Source organism: Streptomyces sp. NPDC054847 (assembly GCF_053610925.1).
Map to the genome: position 1 here is coordinate 1 of NZ_JBSGZJ010000080.1, position 20,342 is coordinate 20,342.

A 20,342-nucleotide genomic window follows, 5' to 3' on the forward strand; every position below is an offset into this window, starting at 1 on the left:
GACTCTGCGTGAATCCGATCCCACCCAGAGTCGTCCAATCGGACGTCTCGCGCACCCTCGCGCCACGCCGAAGGGCCCGGCGCCCCCATGGGGATCCGGGCCCTTCCAAGCCGTTCGGCGCGCGTGTCCCGCGCCTCGATCAGGTGCGGCCTAGTCGAGGTAGTCGCGCAGGACCTGCGAACGCGACGGGTGACGCAGCTTGGACATCGTCTTGGACTCGATCTGCCGGATGCGCTCTCGCGTCACGCCGTAGACCTTGCCGATCTCGTCCAGGGTCTTCGGCTGGCCGTCCGTGAGACCGAAGCGCATGGACACCACGCCCGCCTCACGCTCGGACAGGGTGTCGAGCACCGAGTGGAGCTGCTCCTGCAGGAGGGTGAAGCTGACCGCGTCGGCCGGGACGACCGCCTCGGAGTCCTCGATCAGGTCACCGAACTCGCTGTCGCCGTCCTCACCGAGCGGGGTGTGCAGCGAGATCGGCTCACGGCCGTACTTCTGGACCTCGATGACCTTCTCGGGGGTCATGTCGAGCTCCTTGGCCAGCTCCTCCGGGGTGGGCTCACGGCCCAGGTCCTGGAGCATCTGGCGCTGGACGCGCGCGAGCTTGTTAATGACCTCGACCATGTGCACCGGGATACGGATGGTGCGGGCCTGGTCGGCCATGGCGCGTGTGATCGCCTGACGGATCCACCAGGTGGCGTACGTGGAGAACTTGTAGCCCTTGGTGTAGTCGAACTTCTCGACCGCGCGGATCAGACCGAGGTTGCCCTCCTGGATCAGGTCCAGGAAGAGCATGCCGCGGCCCGTGTAGCGCTTGGCCAGCGAAACAACCAGCCGGAGGTTGGCCTCCAGCAGGTGGTTCTTGGCGCGACGGCCGTCCTCGGCGATGATCTCGAGCTCGCGCTTGAGCTTCGGGGCCAGCTTGTCCGAGTTCGCCAGCTTGTCCTCGGCGAACAGACCGGCCTCGATGCGCTTGGCGAGCTCAACCTCCTGCTCGGCGTTGAGCAGGGGGACCTTGCCGATCTGCTTCAGGTAGTCCTTGACCGGGTCGGCGGTGGCACCGGCGACCGCGACCTGCTGCGCGGGCGCGTCGTCCTCGTCGTCGTCGGAGAGGACGAAGCCCTTGCTCTCGCCTTCGGGCTCTTCCTCGTCGCCCTTGCCCGCGGGCTGGGCCTCGTCGAGCAGCTCCTCGCCCTCGGCGTCGTCGCTGTCCTTCTTGGCGGTGGTCTTCTTCGCCGCCGTCTTCTTGGCGGTGGTCTTCTTCGCCACCGTCTTCTTGGCCGTCGCCTTCTTGGCGGCCGCCTTCTTCGTGGGCGCGGTCTCCGAGGACTCGTCGGCCGGGACCTCGACGGTCTCGGCCGTCGGAGCCGCGGTGGCCGCCACGGTCTTCGCCGTGGTGGTCTTGGCGGCGACGGTCTTGGTGGCGGTGCGCTTTGCCGGGCTCTTCGCTGCGACGCTCTTGCGGGCGCGCTTCGGCGACTCCGCTGCACTGACCATCAGCGTCACACCCTCTTCCTCGAGGATCTGATTGAGGCTGCGCAGAACATTCTTCCACTGGGTTGGCGGAATCTGGTCAGCTTCGAAGGCACGACGCACGTCATCGCCGGCGATCTGCCCATCAGCCTTTCCCCGCTCGATGAGCGCCATCACAGACTCGGACTCGGCGATCTCCGGCGGGAGCGTACGGGATGTGCTGGCCGACACGAACAACCTCTCGGAACGATGGAAACGGCTTCCGGCCCCACCCATGATCGGGCCGGAGCCGACGACCACCGGGCTGCGGATGTGCCGGTGGCGCGGGCAAAACCAAGGAGCTGTCACAGCGCCATGTACGGCGGCTGTATTCCCTCCTCGGCTGTCACCTCTTAGGTCATCGCGCTGTCTCGAGGAGTGTTACGCCCAATCCACGTGGCCCGAGTCACACCCCAAATGCCGCTTTACGGTCGAAGTGGTGCGATCAGTGCAGTGCGAGTCGCCGGACCCCCTGGGAATCCGGCGACATGCAGCCCGAACACCGTCGCACTCGCCGACCGCCGACGCGGTCAGTGCTCACGCGGCGCGGGGACCACTCGCTCCCCTTCCGGGTGAACGGTGAGCAGCCGGCGCATGGCGGACTCGGCGGCGTGGGCATCCCCGGAGGCGAGGGCTTCCGCGATGTGGGCGTGGTGCGACAGGGACGCCTCGGTCGGGCGATCACAGCCCGCGACCGGGCCGCCGGACACCTGGAGCGCGGCCGAGACGATGCCCGACAGGTGCTCGAGCATGCGGTTGCCCGCGAGCTGGATGAGCAGGGAGTGGAATTCGGCGTCGGCGCGCGAAAAGGTAAGGCCGTCACCCTGAGCCAGGGCGTGGCCCATGATCTCGACCATGTCGCCGAGACGCTGCTGGACGTCCTCGCGGCCGTGACCGGCGGCGAGCCGGGCCGCCAGCGGCTCGATCGTCCAACGCAGCTCGCTCAGCTCACGGCGCTGGTCGTCACGCTGCGGGCCGAAGGCGCGCCACTCGATGATGTCGGGGTCGAGAAGGTTCCAGTCACTGACGGGCCGGACCCGGGTGCCGACATTGGGGCGGGCACTGACCAGCCCCTTCGCCTCGAGGACACGCAGAGACTCGCGCACGACCGTGCGGGAGACCTCGAAGCGCTGGCCGATCTCCTCGGGGACGAGCGGACGGTCGGCCCCGAGATCGCCCGAGACGATCATCTGGCCGAGCTGCTGGACGAGTTGGCCGTGCAGGCCGCGACCGCGGCTGCCTGCCGTACGGCGGCCCACCCGGCCCAACTCGGTGTCGGCCGCTTCCCAGGCGGGAGGAGCGACGCGATCGGCCGCGGGCGACTCCCCGTAGCCGTAACGGTCGAGTTCCCCCGGGCCGGCCAGACCGGTCTCGGCGGGGCGGGCGGGGGGCATCATGGTGTGCGCAAGGGTACTCACGCATCCTTTGTCGGCTCAGCTTCCGAGCCCCTTGAGGTCTTTGGTGAAAAGCACACGAAAGGGTGATCGGCGCTCACCCCGCAATTGACGCCTTATCGGAAAGAAACGGGCATTCCCCTAGACGTTGCGGGCAGTTCACGGACAGCCGGTCGCCGTTGATCACCAAAACGCCCTCCGGCGAAGGCCGGTGAACACATATGCGCAGATCAGGGCCACCAACGACAACATCAGCGCGACGCCCACGGGTTGCGCCGGCAACCGCATCGCTGCGATCAGCCGGCGATCCGCCTGCTGAGGAAGCTCGACCCAGGCAGGCTCCCGGAGCCTGCCGGACGGTCCGGCTATCGAACGGACTGCCGGTACGACGAGCACCTTGTGTGCGAGGGGCGCCACGTGGACCGGCACGGCGAGAACCGCGGCGACTCCGGCGGCGGTGACCCTGAGTACCCCCGCGGCGAGCAGGCCCCACCATGCGCATCCGACACAGAGTGCGCACCAACCGGCCGCCGGCGCAGGCCAGTCGGGCGGCAGCGCCACCGATTCCGGCCCGACACCAGCCGGAGCGCCTGCACATCGAGGGCACCACGAGCTCCGCGAGCGTGACGGCGGCCGCCGCCGTCACACCGAGCTTGGCCAGAAGCAGTCCCAGCCGCGCGGGGCACCGTGCCCCGCGCGGACGCGAGAGCGGGGTAACGGAACTCCTCACCGAAGGCGCGCACCGATCAGCCCGGCCCTCGAAGGCCGCCGGAGGCAGCGGCAGGAAACCGGGCCAGGCGGCGACGGTGTGCGACTTCACCGTGGTCGCGCCGGTCCGGGCGAGCACGAGGCACACGGCGAGCGAGGCGGCAAGCGCGGCCAGAGCAATCAGCGGAGAGGTCCGGACACCGAGGAGCGGGCGGAGCTCGTAGCGCAGCGGCCACCGGGGAAACTGCGCACCAGCTGCTGCGTCCGGGGAACGGCGGGGGTGGGGGTGGGGGTGAGGGTGGTGGCGGCGGCGGGGATCGGCCGGGGCCGGGGAGCGGAGGGACCGGCCGGGGCCAGCCGGGAGGGGCTCGGCCACGGCCGGGCGTCGGCCCAGGTGGAGGGCTGGCTGGGGCCGGGGGCGGGACCGGACGGGACCGGACGTCGGCCCGCGACTCGGACCGGACCGGAGGGTGGCCCCTGGGCCGGGGGTCGGGGTCGGGACGGAGGTCAGCCAGGAGCGGGCGTCGGCCCTGGGCGCAGGGCCCGGGTCGGAGGTCGGCCCGGTCGGGGTAGGCCCGGATCGGGGGTCGGCCCGGGTCGGGGGTCGGCCGGGGCGGGACATCGGCCCCTGGCCGGGTCCGCCGGGCCGGGTGTCGCCCGCGCCCGGAACCGGGCCGCACTGGGGCCACGCCTTGGACCTGCCGCGCCTCGGGCCTCGCCCCCGGGGCAAAGCCCGCACCTGGCCTCGCCCACGGCCAAGAGCTCACCGGAGGGTGTTTCCAGGCGCGGCTGCCCCCGGGCGGGCTCGCGGAGCCCGGGCGCTGATTCCCGCGGGCGCTCATGGCATGCCCGGCGATAGCCCTGCCCTGCCCTGCCCTGCCCTGCCCTGCCGGAACCGTGCATGCGGGGCAACTGCGTGCCGGCCCCGCCCGAGGTCAGACCTCGGGCCGCAGCATCGGCGGGTTCAGAATCGTGGCGCCGCCGGCCCGGAAAAGCTGGGCGGGCCGGCCGCCCTGCCGGGTGGTCGTGCCGCCGGCCGGGACCAGGAAGCCCGGCGTACCAGTGACCTTGCGGTGGAAGTTGCGGGGGTCGAGGGCGACGCCCCACACCGCTTCGTACACCCTCCGCAGCTCTCCGACGGTGAACTCCGGTGGGCAGAACGCCGTGGCCAGGGACGAGTACTCGATCTTGGAACGGGCCCGCTCCACGCCGTCCGCCAGGATCACCGCGTGGTCGAAGGCCAGCGGCGCCTGCTGTTCGTCCTCCCTGGCGAAAGCGGTGTCCCGGGCGAGGAGTTCCTCGACCGGCGCCCAACGGGCGCTGTTCGCGTCGCCGCCGGCACGGGGCGCCGGCAGGTCCGGGGCGAGCACGAGGTGCGCGACGCTCACCACCCGCATCCGTGGATCGCGCTTGGGGTCGCCGTATGTGGCGAGCTGTTCAAGGTGGGCGCCGTTGGCCGATCCCGGTGAGGCGGGGTCGTGCGCGCACAGTCCCGTTTCCTCGGCCAGTTCGCGGGCGGCCGCCGCCGCCAGGTCCTCATCGCCTCTGACGAAGCCTCCGGGCAGCGCCCACCGTCCCTGGAACGGCGGCTCGCCTCGGCGTACGACGAGGGCACAGAGCGCATGCCGACGCACGGTGAGCACGACCAGGTCGACAGTGACGGCAAAGGGCGGGAAGGCCGACGGGTCGTAGGGCGACATGCCGCGATCATAGTCGTCTGCCTGACGATAAACACACCCTTCCCAGCCTGTGCCCCGACGTTTTCGGCCCGACTCCGGAAGTCCACCGTCATAGGGCCCCCACCGCCCAAGTGGAGCCCGCCTGCGGCCTGCTCGACGGGTGCCGGCCGGCTCGGGCCCGCTGCGGATGCTCGACCGTCGCCGGACGCTGTGGACCCGCGCGGACTGCTCGATCGTGCCCGTTGCCGGACCAAAGGGCCGCCGACAACCGCTGGGCTGCAAGCCGTCGGCCACGCCACCGGCACGCGGTCATCGTCCGCTCCTCGCACCGCGCTGCCCACTGCGCCGTGCGGCACGTGTACGAGCACGAGCGGCCGCTGCACCGTGGCGTGGGCGGCTGGACGCGGCACCACTCCGAGGGTGCGTGCGGTGCAAAACGGCCTGGTCAGGCTCGGCGGCGGACGGCCGGACAGGCCCGCCGCGCCGCCGCCGACCGGCCGGAGTGCGGTGCGCGTCGGCGCAGGGTGCCGACGGTGTCCCCTGCGAGGTGACGTCGCGTTGACTCCGCAGGCAACGGCGCACCGTCTCCGGGTCCAGCCCTTCGTTGCACGCCTGGTGCAGCAGGCGTGCGAAGACGTACTCAGGGTCTGCACGGAGGGCGAGCCCCAGTGCCACACGTGCGCCTGGCTCGTCGCCGACGGACCAGGACACCCATCCGGCGAGGGTGAGGGTCGCCGCGGCGTGCTCCGTGTAGGGCCCGGCGCAGCGCCTCGACAGAACACGCCAGAGACGCAGGGCCGGAGCCGCTTCCTCCCCTTCCATCCATTGCGCTGCCCGGTCCCTCGTCTCCCGGTCCTGGAGGCCGAGGATCACCGCGGCGGCTTCGTCGTCCGAAACGAGCCGGTCGTCCTCGGCGTCGGCAGCGGGATCAACGTCGGCGCGAGGGGCTTCCGCCATCCGTTCCAGCAGAAGGCGTGCCAGCGCGATGGTCTCTTCGGCGACCTCCTGCCGACCCTGCGCGTCGAGAATCCTGGAGGTCAGTGCGGCACCTGCGGCGTCCAGGGCTCGCACCTGCTTCTCCGTCGCCGGTCCGGGCTGCGGGGCGAACCGCCGCTCCATGTCGCGCAGGCTTCCGCGCACCCGGACACCCGCGTACGCGGCCGCGGCGGCCATGACCGACGTGCCCGGCAGAGCGAGGGGCGTGCCGTCGGGCGGGCAGCAGCGGGCGTCAGGACAGCAGTAGGACCAGAAACGACCGTCGGAAATGCACAGTGCCTCGTACACAGGTACGTCGAGGCCTCCACAGGCGGTGCGCAGCCGCTGCGCGAGCGGGCGCAGGCGCTCCATCACCCGGTCACCCGTCTCGTCGCCGACCGGGTCCTGGCACAGGAAGACGACGATTCCGTCGGGCCGTGGGCCGCGGCGACCGCTGCCCCGGATCAGACACTCCGCGAGTTGCGCCGCAACGGGCTCCCATTCCCGTGGCGCACGCGGAATGCCGAGCCGCAGCCGCCCGCCGAAGCGTCCGTTGCTGCCGTGCAGGGCGACGAGCACGATCGAATCGGTCGGGTGGAAGCCCATCATGTACGGAAGCGCGTCGGCGAGTTCGCCAGGCCCGCGCAGGGTGATCTGCTGGTCGGGGCCTGATCCGGTGAGGTCGTAGTGCTTGTTCATGCCCTGACGGTCCCGCGCCGGCCCGACCCGCCGCGACCCCTGTGGATAAAGTTGTCCACAGGTCATGGGCTCGTTCGCGCTTTGTCGGTGTCATCGGGTTGCATGGGTGCATGACCAACGCAGACCGCGTGGAGCTTCGGGCTTCCGCCGATTCCGTACTGGCACGGCTCGTCTCCGACACCTCCGGCCGTGCCCGGCTGCGCGAGGACCAGTGGCGGGCCATTGAGGCCCTTGTCGCCGACAAGCGCCGTGCGCTGGTCGTCCAGCGGACCGGATGGGGAAAGTCCGCGGTCTACTTCGTCGCTACTGCCCTGCTCCGGGCCCGCGGCAGCGGCCCCACGGTGATCGTCTCTCCCCTGCTCGCGCTCATGCGCAACCAGGTGGAGGCGGCGGCCCGGGCCGGGATCCGCGCCCGGTCGATCAACTCGTCGAACACCGAGGAATGGGAGACGATCCAGTCCGAGGTCGCCGCGGGTGAGGTGGATGTTCTGCTCGTGAGCCCGGAGCGGCTGAACAACCCCGACTTCCGCGATCACGTGCTGCCCCGGCTCTCGGCCGCGACCGGACTGCTCGTGGTGGACGAAGCCCACTGCATCTCGGACTGGGGCCATGATTTCCGGCCCGACTACCGCAGGCTGCGCACCATGCTCGCCGAGCTTCCCGCCGGCGTCCCCGTCCTCGCGACGACCGCCACCGCCAATGCCAGGGTCACGGCGGACGTCGCGGAGCAGCTCGGCACAGGCGCGGGCACGGACGCCTTGGTGCTGCGCGGCCCGCTGGACCGGGAGAGCCTGAGTCTCGGTGTGCTGCAGCTCCCGGACGCGGCCAGCCGTCTTGCCTGGCTGGCCGACCATCTCGGCGAGCTGCCGGGTTCCGGCATCATCTACACGCTGACGGTCGCCGCCGCCGAGGAGGTGACCGCGTACCTGCGCCAGTGCGGTCACACCGTGACCTCGTACACCGGACGCACGGAGAACGTGGACCGCCAGCAGGCGGAGGAGGACCTGCTCGCCAACCGCGTGAAGGCGCTGATTGCGACCTCGGCGCTTGGGATGGGCTTCGACAAGCCGGACCTCGGCTTCGTCGTGCACCTCGGCTCCCCCTCGTCGCCCATCGCCTACTACCAGCAGGTGGGTCGCGCCGGCCGTGGCGTGGAGCATGCGGAGGTGCTGCTTCTGCCGGGCAAGGAGGACGAGTCGATCTGGCAGTACTTCGCGTCCGTCGCCTTCCCTCCCGAGGAACTTGTGCGGCGCACTCTCGATGTGCTGGCGCAGGCGGACAGGCCGCTGTCCCTGCCCGCGCTGGAGCCCTTGGTGGAACTACGGCGCACACGGCTCGAAACGATGCTCAAGGTGCTCGACGTGGACGGCGCCGTGCGCCGGGTCAAGGGCGGCTGGACGACGACGGGCCAGCCGTGGTCCTACGACGCGGAACGCTATGCGTGGGTGGCCAGGCAGCGCGCGGCCGAGCAGCAGGCGATGCGCGAGTACGCCCGCTCCACCGGCTGCCGGATGGAGTTTCTGAGGCGCCAGCTCGACGACGAGGAGGCGACGCCCTGCGGCCGCTGCGACAACTGCTCCGGAGCGCGATTCAGCGACAAGGTGTCGGCGGGAGCACTGGACGCGGCACGTGGGGAGCTCGGCAGGCCGGGCGTCGACGTCGAGTCCCGCAAGATGTGGCCGACCGGACTGACCGCCGTCGGCGTCAGCCTCAAGGGCCGGATCCCGGAGAGCGAACAGTCCTTCACCGGCCGCGCGCTGGGGCGTCTTTCGGACATCGGCTGGGGGAACCGACTGCGCCCGATGTTCGCCCCGCAGGCACCGGACGGCCCCGTTCCCGACGACATGGCCGACGCGGTCGTGACCGTGCTCGCCGACTGGGCCAAGGGCCCCGGCGGCTGGGCCTCCGGGGCTGTGGACGCGCCGGCCCGGCCCGTGGGCGTGGTGACGATCGCCTCCCGCACCAGGCCCCGTCTGATCGGCTCACTCGGCAGCCGTATCGGGCAGGTCGGCAGGATGCCCCTGCTCGGCACCGTCGAGTACGTGCCGGAGGCACTGGAGGCACACGTTTCACGCACCAACAGCGCGCAGCGGGTGCGGGCGCTGCACGAGACGCTCGTCGTGCCGCCGCAGCTGGCCGAGGCCCTGGCCGCCGCGGACGGCCCTGTTCTCCTGGTGGACGACTACTCGGAGAGCGGCTGGACCCTGGCCGTGGCGTCGCGGTTGCTGCGCAGAGCGGGCGCGCAGGGCGTGTTTCCGCTGGTCCTTGCCGTCCAGTCCTGATGCGGAGGGGTCACCGGTGGCAGACAGGGGAAGGGATATGAGAGTCATACCCGTCGATTTCAGCCGGTCGTGCCGAATTGCTCGTTGCCGCATTCCCATGCGCCAGGAAGAATTGGACTGCTCCCCGCACGGCCCGTAAGCGGTCCCGTAGGGCCATGCCGCGGCGCGCCCTCACCCGACCCTGCCCGCACTGTGGGCGCGTATGCGAAGGGAGGACCGTGACCTTCGGATTCGCTTCGTCCGCAGCCACTTCGATCACCGCATCGGCCAACTCCGCCAACCGCCTTGCCCGGTTGCTCGAACCGGCCGAGTGGGCAGCGGCCGGAATCCCGCTGCTGCGCAACCCGCGCGAGGTCGTCGGCGGACTGCATGCGCGACACCGTCCCGCCCCGGCGACGGCTGTCGTCGCCGTGCTCGATCACGAGGAACGGCTCGCGGCCAGCGCGTCGTTCACCCGGCGTGCCGTCCCGGCGGACGGCTGGGAGTTCCGCAACGCGCTGCTGGCCCACCTGCGCCGCGTGATCCCCCACGATCTCCGTCGGCGTACGCCGGTGCGCACCGCCGTGCTGCTCTACTGCCGTGAGGGCGACGAGCGTTGGACGGAGGAGGACGGGGCCTGGATGTGGGGCCTGCGGGACGCCTGCACGCTGCACGGCCTTCGCTGCGGCGCGTACATCACGCTGACGCGCGGCGGTTGGCAGGTGCTGGGTGAGGGCCGGGGCGGCCGGCACCCCAACTCGACGTCCTCACCCGGTCGTCTGGCAGACGCCGGGACCGACAGCGACCATGCACCGCTGCGTACCGCAGGGGGCGCCGTGGACGCGCTCCGGCGCACGGCGGCCCGCTGAAGGTGTCATCCACCGGCTGCCCAGGCACTTTGGGCAGCCGGGTCACGACCGGGCCTTGCGGCCCGTTCCGCCGGTGCGGATCAGACGCCCGCGCCGAGCACGGCGTTGATCCGCTCCGGGTCACCGCACACGATGAGAAGCGCCGAAGCCCTTTCCATCGCGGCCGGCAACGCGCGGGCGGTGGTGTCGTCCGTGCCGCCATTGACGGCGACAACGACCACGGGGCGTGCCGCGGCGCGCTCCACGGACGACGCGTCCGCGTAGAAGACATCGTCGCGGGAATCGTGCTGGGCCCAGTAGGCGTCCTCGCCGAACGACAGCTCGTGAGCGGCCCACGGGTGCTGGTCGCCGGTGGTGAACACCAAGACGTCGCCGGGGGCGCGACCGGAGTCGAGCAGCAGGTCGACCGCCTCGTCGGCGGCGTCCAGCGCGCCACCTGCCGGGGCGGGGACAAGCTGGACCTGCGGCGCGGAACGATTCTCCGGCCGTGACGGCTTCGGCTTGCCGGCAGCGCCGGTCGCACGCTGCGCGGGCGGGGCGGGCCGGGACGGGCCGGGGCCCGGGTGACCGGGACGCGGCGAGGCCGCGGAACGCGGACCGGGGACGGGACGGGGGGTCGGCGCGGTGCGGCCTGTGGCCGGAGTGACGCGGGGACCCTGGGCGCTCTCGTGAATGTGAGGCTCCTCGGGAATGAGAGGCATGGGTGGATGTCTATCAAACGCCGCTGCGGATGGCATCGGCGGGTGGCACAAAACGTGTGACGGATGTTGACGGCGGGGCGAGTTCAGAAGTCGAAGCCGAGCTGGCCCCCGCTTTCGAGTTCGGCCGCCTCCGGCGAGAGCCGGACCTTCTTGAGGTGCCGCCATTGGGGCAGGTAGTCGAGATAGGCCCAGGACAGCCGGTGGTACGGGGTGGGTCCGAGCTCCCGGAGGGCGGCCTTGTGCACGGGCGACGGATAGCCGGCGTTGTCGGCGAAGCCGAACGCGGCGAACTCGTCCGGCAGTTGCGCCATCATCGCGTCCCTGTGCACCTTGGCGATCACCGATGCAGCGGCCACGGCCACGCAGGACTGGTCGCCCTTGATCACGGTGCGCACCTGCCAGGGCACTCCGAGGTAGTCGTGCTTGCCGTCGAGGATGATGGCGTCCGGGCGTACGGGCAGCGCTTCCAGGGCCCGGCCGGCGGCCAGTCGGAGCGCCGCGGTCATCCCCAGTTCGTCGATCTCCTCGGGGGAGGCGTGACCGAGGGCGTGAGCCGTGACCCAGCCTTCCAGAAGCTCCGCCATCTCCGCCCGGCGCTTGGGGGTGATCAGCTTGGAGTCGGTGAGGCCAACGGGGGGCCGGCGCAGGCCGGTGACCGCCGCGCAGACCGTGACCGGTCCCGCCCACGCTCCGCGGCCGACTTCGTCGATCCCGGCAACGATCTTGGCGCCGGTCGTCGCCCGGATCGAGCGCTCGACTGCGTGGGTAGGTGGTTCGTAGGCCATGGCGCCAACAAGGGTACGCCGCCCCGGCAGCCGGATGACACCCGGCTCCTGGTCACGTTCCGCGGGGCGGCGGCGGACAGCTGTGGGGCCGCAGCAGCGGAACCATGACCTGGTCGATCATCTCGGCGAGGTCCCGGTCCGGCCAGTGGCTTCCACAGATCTTGGAGCGGTACATCAGCAGGCCGGGGATCACGTCGAAGACGAGCTCACAGGCCGCGTCCGCCCGCACGTCGCCACGGCGGACGCCACGGTGCACCACCTCGCGGAAGAGCTGGGTGGAGGGCCCGATGACCTTGGTGTTGATCAGGCTCTGGAAGCGTTCCGCGGTGACGGTGTCGCATTCGTAGAGCACCGAGCGCAGCGCGATCCCGGTGCGGGAGAACATCGCGTCACGCACCCGCCGGCAGACGTGGAGGAGGTCCTCCCGGATGCTGCCGCGGTCGGTGGCCTCGTCGAGGCTCGGCAGACCCGCCTCGAGGGCGTCGGCGACAAGATCTTCCTTCGAGGGCCAGCGACGGTAGACGGCCGCCTTGCCGGTCTGCGCCGAGGCGGCCACCCCCTCCATCGTGAGCCCGCTCCAGCCGACCGTACTGAGCTGCTCCAAGGCGGCTTCGAGGATCGCACGTTCCAGCACGGGCCCTCGTCGGCGCAGGGCGACCGGCGGAACCTCCGCGGCACCGGTCCAGCGCGAAGTGGCCATCTTCATATCTCCGTTGGGGACGGGAGGTTCAGTGAACGCTTGCGTTCACTGACGGGGACTCTCTACGGTTGACGAGAAAGTGAACGGCTTCGTTCACTAACTCATGCGTGGGGGACTCATAGTGACAACCTCTCAGTTAACCGCACCCGCCCCTCCGGGGACTGCCCGCCGACCGGGGCGCTCGGGCATCGCACTCACCGTCATCGCAGCGCTGCAGCTCATGGTGGTCCTCGACACCACGATTGTGAATATCGCGCTCCCGCACATCCAGGGGGCTCTCGAGTTCACCACGACCCAGCTCTCATGGGTGGTGAACGCCTACACACTCACCTTCGGCGGACTTCTGCTGCTCGGCGGCAGAGCGGGCGACATCCTCGGCCGCCGCCGGGTGTTCGTCTCCGGCGTACTGCTGTTCACCTTCGCCTCGCTGCTGTGCGGCATCGCCCAGGAGCCCTGGCAGATGCTCGCGGCCCGCGCACTGCAGGGCGTCGGTGGTGCGATCGCCTCGCCCACGGCGCTCGCCCTGATCACCACGACCTTCCGTGAGGGGCCGGAACGCAATCGCGCCTTCGGCATCTTCGCGGCCGTCTCCGCGAGCGGCGCCGCCATCGGGCTGCTGGCCGGAGGCATGCTCACGGAGTGGCTGGACTGGCGCTGGGTCTTCTACGTGAACCTGCCCATCGGTATCCTCATCGCCGTTCTCGCGCCGGTGTTCATCAACGAGTCGGAGCGCAACCCCGGCCGATTCGACGTGGCAGGCGCCCTCACGTCGACCGCGGGCATGGCATCGCTCGTCTACGGCTTCATCAGGGCCTCGGAGGACGGCTGGAGCGATGGGCTCACGCTCGGTGCGTTCGCAGCCTCCCTGGTGCTGCTGACCGCATTCGTGTTGATCGAACGCAAGACCCGTGACCCGATCACACCGCTGCGGATGTTCGCAGACCGCAACCGTTCCGGCACGTATCTGATCATGATGAGCCTCGCGGCGGCGATGTTCGGCATGTTCTTCTTCATCGTCCTGTTCGTGCAGAACGTGCTGGACTACAGCCCCATCACGTCCGGACTCGCGTTCCTCCCGGTCACGGTGGCGATCATGACCTCGGCCGGCCTCTCCACGAAGCTGCTGCCGGTGCTGGGCCCGAAGCCCTTCCTGACCGCCGGTGCGGTCCTCACAGGCAGCGGCATGGCCTGGCTGACGCTCATATCCCCCGACAGTTCCTACCTGGGCGGAGTCCTGGGGCCGATGCTGCTCTTCGGCTTCGGCATGGGTCTGGTGTTCGTGACAGCGACGCTGACCGCCGTGTCCGGCGTGGCGCAGCACGAGTCGGGCGCGGCCTCCAGCCTGCTCAATGCCACCCAGATGGTTGGCGGTTCGCTCGGCCTGTCGATCCTCATGACGGTCTTCGGGACGGCCGGCCGCGAAGAGGCGGAGCGCCAGATGCCGTCGTTCCTCGCGGAATCGACGCCTGCCCAGCAGGAGGCCTTCGCGCGGACCCACGAGCTGCCGCCCCCGTGGGGTCACCAGGTGCTGGCCGAAGGCATCGCCACCGCGTTCTGGGCGGGGGTGGGCCTGGTCGCTCTCGCCGTCGTGACAGCCGTTCTCGTGGTGCGGGTACGCAAGAGCGATCTGGAAGCACTCAGCGGAGCGGCGGGCCCCGGCGGCCACGCCGCATGACACCCCGGATACAGGCCGTACGCGGGGGGACGGCCTGTATCCGCTTCCGGGCGCTCCGGCCTCAGCCGAGCCGGCCGGCGCCGGGCAGCCAGCCGGGCAGTTGCTCGGTCTGCTCCAGCCAGTGGGCCGGCGGCTGTCCGCCCTTGCTCGCGGCGACGACTCCGCAGGCGATGGCGCAGGTGGTGTCGACATCGCCGCCGACCTGGGCGGTCGTCCAGAACGCGTGCTCGAAGTCGCCGAGCGACCTCGCCGCGGACCAGAGCGCGAACGGCACCGTGTCATGGGCGCTGGTACGCCGACCGCAGCCCAGGACCGCGGCGACCGTACCGGCGTCGTCGTAGTCGAGCATGTCCCGGGCCCGGCGCAGTCCGGCGCCCACCGCACTGCGCGGCACCAGGGCGACCACGCCGTCCAGCAGGTCCGCCGGCGCGGGTGGGCCGGCGGGGTCGGCGGCGAGCGCCGCCGCCGCGGCCACGGCCATGGCGCCGACCACTGCCTCCCGGTGCTGATGCGTGGGATACGAGGAGATCTCGGCCTGGTGCGTGGCCTGCTCGGGGTCGTCCGCGTACCAGGCGCCGAGGGGCGCGATCCGCATCGCGGAGCCGTTGCCCCACGACCCCTGGCCCTTGAACAGCGCAGCAGCCAGCTCCCGCCAGTCGCCGCCCTCCCTGACCAGCCGGAGGAGCCGGTTGACCGCAGGGCCGTAGCCGCGGTCGAAGTCGTGGTGTTCGGCGAAGGACCGGGCGAGGGCGTCCTGGTCCACACGGTGGTGGTCGACGAGCACAGCGACGACGGAGCAGGCCATCTCTGTGTCGTCGGTCCACTGCCAGACGGACGGCGGCAGCTCGCGCCTCTTGAGCAGCGGATAGTTTGAGGGAACGAAGAACTGGGAGCCCAGAGCGTCTCCCACGGACAGGCCGCGCAGGCTGTCCAGAGCGCGTGCGAAGCGCGGGTCGGATGCGGATTCAGCGGTCATCTTCCTGCCACTCTATCCGGTGGCCCCGTACGGTTCCGGGGCCCTCCACTGCTCGAAGGGCCGGTCAAGGTGGTACTTGCCGTCGTCGCCGAGCTGCAGGGTACGTGTCTCGCCGTTGCCCGGATTGGACAGCGATTCGAACTCCGCGACGGTCCAGTGGAACCACCGCATGCAGAACAGCCGCATGGTCAGTCCGTGGGTGACCAGCAGGACGTTCGGCGGATGGTCCGGGGCTTCGAAGCTCCGGTGCAGGCTCTCCAGGAAGGCGCCCACCCGGTCGTACACATCGGCCCCGGACTCGCCCTGCGCGAAGCGGTAGAAGAAGTGGCCGTAAGCGTCGCGGTACGCCTTCTGGAGCCTGACGTCCTCCCGGTCCTGCCAGTTCCCCCAGTCCTGCTCCCTCAGCCTCGGCTCTTCCCTGACCCGCACCAGTTCCGGGTCGAGCCCGAACGCCTGGAAGGTCTCATGGGTGCGGCGGTACGGGGAGACGTAGACGCTGACCCGCTCACGACCGAACAGGTCCCGCAGCCGCGCCCCCGTCTCCGCGGCCTGTGCCAGACCCGCCGCGGTGAGCTTCAGGGCATGGTCGGGCTCGCGTTCGTACACCGTGTCATCGGCGTTGCCCACCGATTCTCCGTGCCGGACGAGGACGATACGTCGCGGTCGTGCCATACCAAGACCCTATGGCGACATCCGTTCAGTCGTGGAGCCGCCCCGAGGCCATGCGGCGGACCTGCCCGTCGAACCGCCGGCGCAGCAGACGGTCGTGGGAGACGACCACCAGCGCACCGGTCCACCGGGACAGGGCCTCCTCCAGATCCTCGACGAGGCCGAGTGCGAGATGGTTGGCCGGCTCGTCGAGAAGGAGCAGGTCCGCAGGCCGGGCCAGCAGCCTGGCGAGGGCCAGCCGTCGGCGCTGCCCGGCGGAGAGGGAACCGACGGAGATGTGCAGATCCCGTGAGCGGAAGAGCCCGTAGGACAACAGCAGTTCCGCGGCCTCGTCGTCCGCGAGCGCGAGGCCCCGCCGGAAGACCTCGAGCAGGGGCTCCGCGGGCCGGTTCACCGGAATCTCCTGGGCGAGGAAGCCGGTTCTTCCCCTGCGTGTCACAGATCCGGTGTCGGGTACGACAAGGCCGGCCATGACCCTGAGCAGGGTGGATTTCCCGGCGCCGTTACCGCCGTGGATCAACATCTTCTGCCCGGCCGCGACGCTGAGCCCCTCCACCGAGAGCCTGTCGCCGACGCGCACGCCGGTCAGGGTGACGAGCCGGCCCGAGGCGGCGCCGGACAACGGTCCCACCGTGAACCGAAGCGGCTCCGGCGGCTTCGCCACCGGCTCCTCCCGGAGTCTGCGCAGCCGCTCCTGGGCGTTGCGGATCCGACCGGAGACCGAGGCCTGGACCCTCCCGCCGGCCCTGTCGTAGGCCATTTTGTTGTTGTCCTTGATGGACCGGCCTACGGCGACGCTGTGTGCCGTGGTGTTCGCGAAGACTTCGAGCCGTGCCACCTCCTCGGTCCACTCCTCGTACGCCTGCTCCCAGCGCCGGCGAGCGGCCGCCTGCTCGGCACGGAAGCCCTCGTAGCCGCCGCCGTAGCGCACGACGGCGCAGCGGTCGGCGTCGACCTCGATGACCGCGGTGGCGACGCGCTCCAGGAAGGTGCGGTCGTGCGAGACGGCGATCACCGTCCCGGTGTGGCTGAGCAGCGTGCTCTCCAGCCAGTCGAGCGCTGTCTCGTCCAGGTGGTTCGTCGGCTCGTCGAGCAGCATCACCTCGGGCGCCGCCGCGATGAGACAGGCGAGGCCGAGCCGGGCCTGTTCCCCGCCGGACAGAGTGCCGAGGATGTGCTCGCGGTCCACGTGGGCGATGCCCAGGCCGTTCATGGCCTTGTCGACACGGGCGTCGGCTTCGTATCCCCCGCGGAGCTCGAAGGTTGTGAGCAGGTCCCCGTACTCCTCGAGGACGTCCTGCTCCGCCGAACCGAGGTCCGATTCGAGTTCGCGCAGCCTCGCTTCCATGGAGCGCAGTTCGGCCAGGGCGGCGTCGACGGCCTCACCGACCGTGCTCCCGGGCGGTAATTCGGGGGTCTGGGCCAGATGCCCCGTCCCGTTCTCGGTGACGGTGACCACCTCGCCGTCGACCGGCCGCTCGACGCCGGCCAGCAGGCGGAGAAGGGTCGACTTCCCCGCGCCGTTCTCCCCGACGATGCCGATCCGCTCGCCCGGACGCACGGCCAGGGAGACATCGTCGAAGAGCAGTCTGTCGCCGCGGGACAGGGTCACTCCGCGCAAGGAGATCTGAGTGGGCATGGGCACCTCCGGCGGAGATCTAACGCAACGGTTGTCGCGTTACGAGCAGTGTGGCACACTCGAGTCACCTAACGCAACGGGAGTAGCAATTGACTGGATCAGGATCCGCCCCCGGCACGCTCCGCCCCGGAGGTCGCACCGCCCGCACGCGGGCCGCCGTCCGCGACGCCGTCCTCACGGGCCTGGGCGAACACGGCTACCCCGGCCTCACCGTCGAATACGTCGCCGAGCACTCGGGCGTGCACAAGACGACCCTGTACCGGCGCTGGGGCGGCATCGAAGGCCTGCTGGCCGACACGCTCGACCTCGCCGGCGAGGACGACTGGAGCCCCCCGGACACAGGGAGCCTTGAAGGAGATCTGCGGGCGCTGGCACGCGAAGTGGCCGAATCCTTCGCCGATCCGGGACAGGCAGCCGCCCCCACCGCGATCATCGCCGCCGCCTTCCAGTCCCCACGCGCCGCCGAAGCGCTGCACGCCTTCTACGCGGAGCGGTTCTCCCGCTGCGAGAAAGTCGTGCACCGGGCGGTGGAACGCGGGGAAGCACCGGCCGGCACCGACGCGGGCGCCGTCGTCCGTGCGGTCAGCGCGCCGGTGTACTTCAGGCTTTTCATCACCCGCGAGCCGATGGATCCGGCGCTCGCCGACCAGTCGGCCGCCGCCGTCCTCGCGGCGGTCCGGGCAGGCGCCTTCGCCACGGCGCGGACAGCAGGACGGACGGTCCCGGGCGGCTGATCACACCGTCCAGGACGGCTCGAGCTCCACCACGTCACCGGCCAGTGCCACGACATCCGTCTGCGTCTGGGCGCGCAGCAGCAGACGCTCTATACGCTCGTCGCGGTATTTCCCGTGCTCAGCCGACGACAACCACATCGACATCACCAGGAACTCGCAGCCGGGTGCTTCTCCGAAGACGCCTCGCACCATCCCTGGCGACCCGGCCATGGCCGGGTTCCACACTTTCTCCTGCATCAGGGAGTAGTGCTCGACCCTGTCCTCACGCACCTTGCAGTGCGCCACCCTGACCACGTCGGCGTCCGTGAACCGCGGCTCGAAGCCGGTCTTGACGTCGAAGCGGTAGTCGAAGAGCTTGGCCTGGATGTCCTTGTAGGTGCCCGACTGCCCGGCCGCGAGCCGGTCGTGGGAGCGGGCCATGAAGGAGTCGTAGAAGGCCCGGGTCTCCCAGAAGGCGAAGACATGCGCCACGTTCGGCCGTAGTCTGCTCCACCCTCCGCCCTGTCCCCGGAACCCTGGCTCACCCGGCAGCCCCGCCCATTTCCGCTGCCCGCGTTCGAACCCTCGACGGTCCACCACGGTGCAGCGAATCCACTTGACCAGCACCGCGCCATCGTACGGCTCGGAACGTGGCGCCGGTCACTCTCCGCGCCAGTCGGCCCCCCGGCTGCGGTCGGTACGTCGAACGGGGCGGAGCGCCCGATGAGTTCGCGCCGTACCGCACGCCGTCCCCGGCCCCCACAATGATCGCCATGACCGACCTGCACACCAACCCGCTCTTCCATCGCCTCCGCTCCGCCGAGCGCATCCTCGTCGCCGGCGCCGGCGGCGGATTCGACGTGTACGCAGGCCTGCCGATCGCGCTCTCCCTGCACCACCAGGGCAAGGAAGTCCACCTGGCCAACCTCACGTTCAGCGCCACCGAGGGGCTGCCCCTGGATGCGTGGCTCGCCCCCGACGTGGCGATGATCGGCCCTGACACGGCACCGCATCAGGTGTATTTCCCTGAGCGTTCACTGGCCCGGTGGCTCGCCACCCACGGCTATCCCGACACCGTTCACGCCCTCTCCCGCGTGGGCGTCCAGCCGCTGCGTGCCGCATACCGCGCACTGATCGAGCGGTACGGCATCGACGCGGTCGTGCTCGTGGACGGAGGCACGGACATCCTCATGCGCGGTGACGAATCGGGTCTCGGCACCCCCGAGGAAGACATGACCAGCGTCGCCGCCCTGCGCGGCATCGGGGGACCCGAACGTCTCGTCGTGTCCGTGGGTTTCGGTGTCGACGCGTACCACGGTGTCAGCCATGGACTCGTGCTGGAGAACATCGCGGCGCTCGAGACCGACGGCGCGTACCTCGGCGCGTTCTCCGTGTCGCGCAACACCCGCGAAGGCGCCCTCTTCCTCGACGCGGTGGCCCATGCCCAGGCCACGACGCCTGATCACCCCAGCATTGTGAACGGCTCCATAGCCGCCGCCGTGCGGGGCGCTTTCGGCGATGTGCAGTTCACCTCCCGCACGCGGGGCAGCGAACTCTTCATCAACCCTCTGATGTCGATCTGTTTCGTCTTCGAACTCGAGGGGATAGCTCGGCGCTGCCTGTACCTGGACCGGATCGAACACACCCAGCTGATCCGCCAGGTCAGCAGTGAGATCGCGGAATTCCGTGACGAGGTCGTGCGCCAGCGGCCGCCTCGCCGCATCCCGCACTGAGCGGATACGGTCAACGAACCCAATTCATCCGGCAGTTACGGGGAAGGAAAAAGCGGTGAGCAGCCTCAACAAGGGCGTCCGGAAGGCGGAGGTGACCCTCAGGTGGGATCCCAGTCCGCTGGGAGAGCCGCCCCATGACCTCGACATCGTGGCCGCGACGTACCCCGCTCGAGCGCCGTTCGGCGAGCCGGCGTACGTCGTGCACTTCGACAGCCGCTCGCCCGACGGCACGATCACCCTGACCAGGGAGAGCAAGACGGGACAGGGCTTCGGGGCCGACGAGGTCATGACTCTGGAGTTCGACCGGCTGGCGGCGGAGTACGGCCGTGTCGTCCTCGGCGTGGTGATCCAGCAGCGCAACGGACGCACGGTGTTCGGTGATGTCGCGAACGCCTCGGTACGGGTCCTCGAGGGGCACCAGGAGATCGGGCAGCACGACTTCACGGCCGTCGCCGGCTCCACGGCGGCCAAGGTCGGCGAGTTCGTCCGGGGTGAGTCGGGGGACTGGGCGTTCAGCGACTCGCTCGTCGGCTTCGACGCGGACCCTCAGACCTTCGTCACGGTCATGAGCGATCCCACGCCCTGAGCACGCGTCCGCCGTTCGACGGGCGAGCAGGGGGAGGGCAGGACCGAAGGGCGCACGGAGAAGGGGAC

General features: G+C 70.5%; 17 protein-coding genes. 6 read left to right on the forward strand and 11 right to left on the reverse strand.

Annotation, left to right across the window (positions count from 1 at the left end; all coding sequences use genetic code 11):
* Positions 1-150: 150 nt before the first annotated feature.
* The 4 genes from ACWGH4_RS11875 to ACWGH4_RS11890 all read right to left on the reverse strand — a co-directional run bounded on the left by ACWGH4_RS11875 (position 151) and on the right by ACWGH4_RS11890 (position 6,967).
* Complete coding sequence (locus ACWGH4_RS11875; RefSeq protein ID WP_453458916.1) at positions 151-1,704, reverse strand: RNA polymerase sigma factor; 1,554 nt, start codon at positions 1,702-1,704, stop codon at positions 151-153.
* 338 nt (positions 1,705-2,042) lie between these two features.
* Complete coding sequence (locus ACWGH4_RS11880) at positions 2,043-2,930, reverse strand: FadR/GntR family transcriptional regulator (RefSeq protein WP_453458919.1); 888 nt, start codon at positions 2,928-2,930, stop codon at positions 2,043-2,045.
* A 1,619-nt stretch (positions 2,931-4,549) separates the two neighbouring features.
* Entirely contained in the window at positions 4,550-5,314 is a 765-nt protein-coding gene (locus ACWGH4_RS11885) for an NUDIX domain-containing protein (protein WP_441266655.1), read from the reverse strand.
* Between the two features lie 288 nt (positions 5,315-5,602).
* Entirely contained in the window at positions 5,603-6,967 is a 1,365-nt protein-coding gene (locus ACWGH4_RS11890; protein WP_453458922.1) for a DUF4192 domain-containing protein, read from the reverse strand.
* Between the two features lie 110 nt (positions 6,968-7,077).
* Between ACWGH4_RS11890 and ACWGH4_RS11895 the strand changes: the two genes are divergently transcribed.
* Together ACWGH4_RS11895 and ACWGH4_RS11900 are read left to right on the forward strand one after the other, a co-directional pair.
* Positions 7,078-9,249 (forward strand): RecQ family ATP-dependent DNA helicase, encoded by a 2,172-nt coding sequence (locus ACWGH4_RS11895; protein ID WP_453458925.1) that lies wholly within the window; start codon positions 7,078-7,080, stop codon positions 9,247-9,249.
* Positions 9,250-9,467: 218 nt separating this feature from the next.
* Positions 9,468-10,097 carry a hypothetical protein gene (locus ACWGH4_RS11900; RefSeq protein WP_441266658.1) on the forward strand — a complete coding sequence of 210 codons (630 nt, stop codon included), beginning with the start codon at positions 9,468-9,470 and terminating at the stop codon, positions 10,095-10,097.
* Between the two features lie 80 nt (positions 10,098-10,177).
* Here the strand turns inward: ACWGH4_RS11900 and ACWGH4_RS11905 are convergent, their stop codons facing one another.
* From ACWGH4_RS11905 to ACWGH4_RS11915, 3 genes are all read right to left on the reverse strand, one after another.
* On the reverse strand, positions 10,178-10,798 hold the full coding sequence (locus tag ACWGH4_RS11905; protein ID WP_441266659.1) for a hypothetical protein: 621 nt from the start codon (positions 10,796-10,798) through the stop codon (positions 10,178-10,180).
* A gap of 83 nt (positions 10,799-10,881) precedes the next feature.
* On the reverse strand, positions 10,882-11,583 hold the full coding sequence (locus ACWGH4_RS11910) for a ribonuclease HII (RefSeq protein ID WP_441266660.1): 702 nt from the start codon (positions 11,581-11,583) through the stop codon (positions 10,882-10,884).
* Between the two features lie 52 nt (positions 11,584-11,635).
* Entirely contained in the window at positions 11,636-12,283 is a 648-nt protein-coding gene (locus ACWGH4_RS11915; RefSeq protein WP_453458929.1) for a TetR/AcrR family transcriptional regulator, read from the reverse strand.
* A gap of 121 nt (positions 12,284-12,404) precedes the next feature.
* On the opposite strand from ACWGH4_RS11915, the gene ACWGH4_RS11920 reads away from it, so the two are divergent.
* Entirely contained in the window at positions 12,405-13,958 is a 1,554-nt protein-coding gene (locus ACWGH4_RS11920; protein WP_441266662.1) for a DHA2 family efflux MFS transporter permease subunit, read from the forward strand.
* A 61-nt stretch (positions 13,959-14,019) separates the two neighbouring features.
* On the opposite strand, the gene ACWGH4_RS11925 is transcribed toward ACWGH4_RS11920, so the two are convergent.
* Genes ACWGH4_RS11925 through ACWGH4_RS11935 form a run of 3 tightly spaced genes read right to left on the reverse strand, consistent with a single transcriptional unit; the run spans position 14,020 to position 17,242 of the window.
* Positions 14,020-14,934, reverse strand: coding sequence for an ADP-ribosylglycohydrolase family protein (locus ACWGH4_RS11925; RefSeq protein ID WP_453458932.1), 915 nt, complete (start codon positions 14,932-14,934; stop codon positions 14,020-14,022).
* Positions 14,935-14,946: 12 nt separating this feature from the next.
* Positions 14,947-15,606, reverse strand: coding sequence for a histidine phosphatase family protein (locus ACWGH4_RS11930; RefSeq protein WP_453458934.1), 660 nt, complete (start codon positions 15,604-15,606; stop codon positions 14,947-14,949).
* 25 nt (positions 15,607-15,631) lie between these two features.
* Positions 15,632-17,242 (reverse strand): ABC-F family ATP-binding cassette domain-containing protein, encoded by a 1,611-nt coding sequence (locus ACWGH4_RS11935; RefSeq protein WP_453458937.1) that lies wholly within the window; start codon positions 17,240-17,242, stop codon positions 15,632-15,634.
* Positions 17,243-17,331: 89 nt separating this feature from the next.
* Between ACWGH4_RS11935 and ACWGH4_RS11940 the strand changes: the two genes are divergently transcribed.
* Positions 17,332-17,976: a TetR/AcrR family transcriptional regulator gene (locus ACWGH4_RS11940; protein WP_453458940.1), complete on the forward strand. Its 645-nt coding sequence runs from the start codon at positions 17,332-17,334 to the stop codon at positions 17,974-17,976.
* On the opposite strand, the gene ACWGH4_RS11945 is transcribed toward ACWGH4_RS11940, so the two are convergent.
* Positions 17,977-18,582 (reverse strand): YdbC family protein, encoded by a 606-nt coding sequence (locus tag ACWGH4_RS11945; RefSeq protein ID WP_005311059.1) that lies wholly within the window; start codon positions 18,580-18,582, stop codon positions 17,977-17,979.
* A gap of 146 nt (positions 18,583-18,728) precedes the next feature.
* Between ACWGH4_RS11945 and ACWGH4_RS11950 the strand changes: the two genes are divergently transcribed.
* Together ACWGH4_RS11950 and ACWGH4_RS11955 are read left to right on the forward strand one after the other, a co-directional pair.
* Positions 18,729-19,688, forward strand: coding sequence for a DUF1152 domain-containing protein (locus ACWGH4_RS11950; RefSeq protein WP_453458943.1), 960 nt, complete (start codon positions 18,729-18,731; stop codon positions 19,686-19,688).
* A 55-nt stretch (positions 19,689-19,743) separates the two neighbouring features.
* Entirely contained in the window at positions 19,744-20,274 is a 531-nt protein-coding gene (locus ACWGH4_RS11955; RefSeq protein ID WP_453458945.1) for a TerD family protein, read from the forward strand.
* Positions 20,275-20,342: the final 68 nt, after the last annotated feature.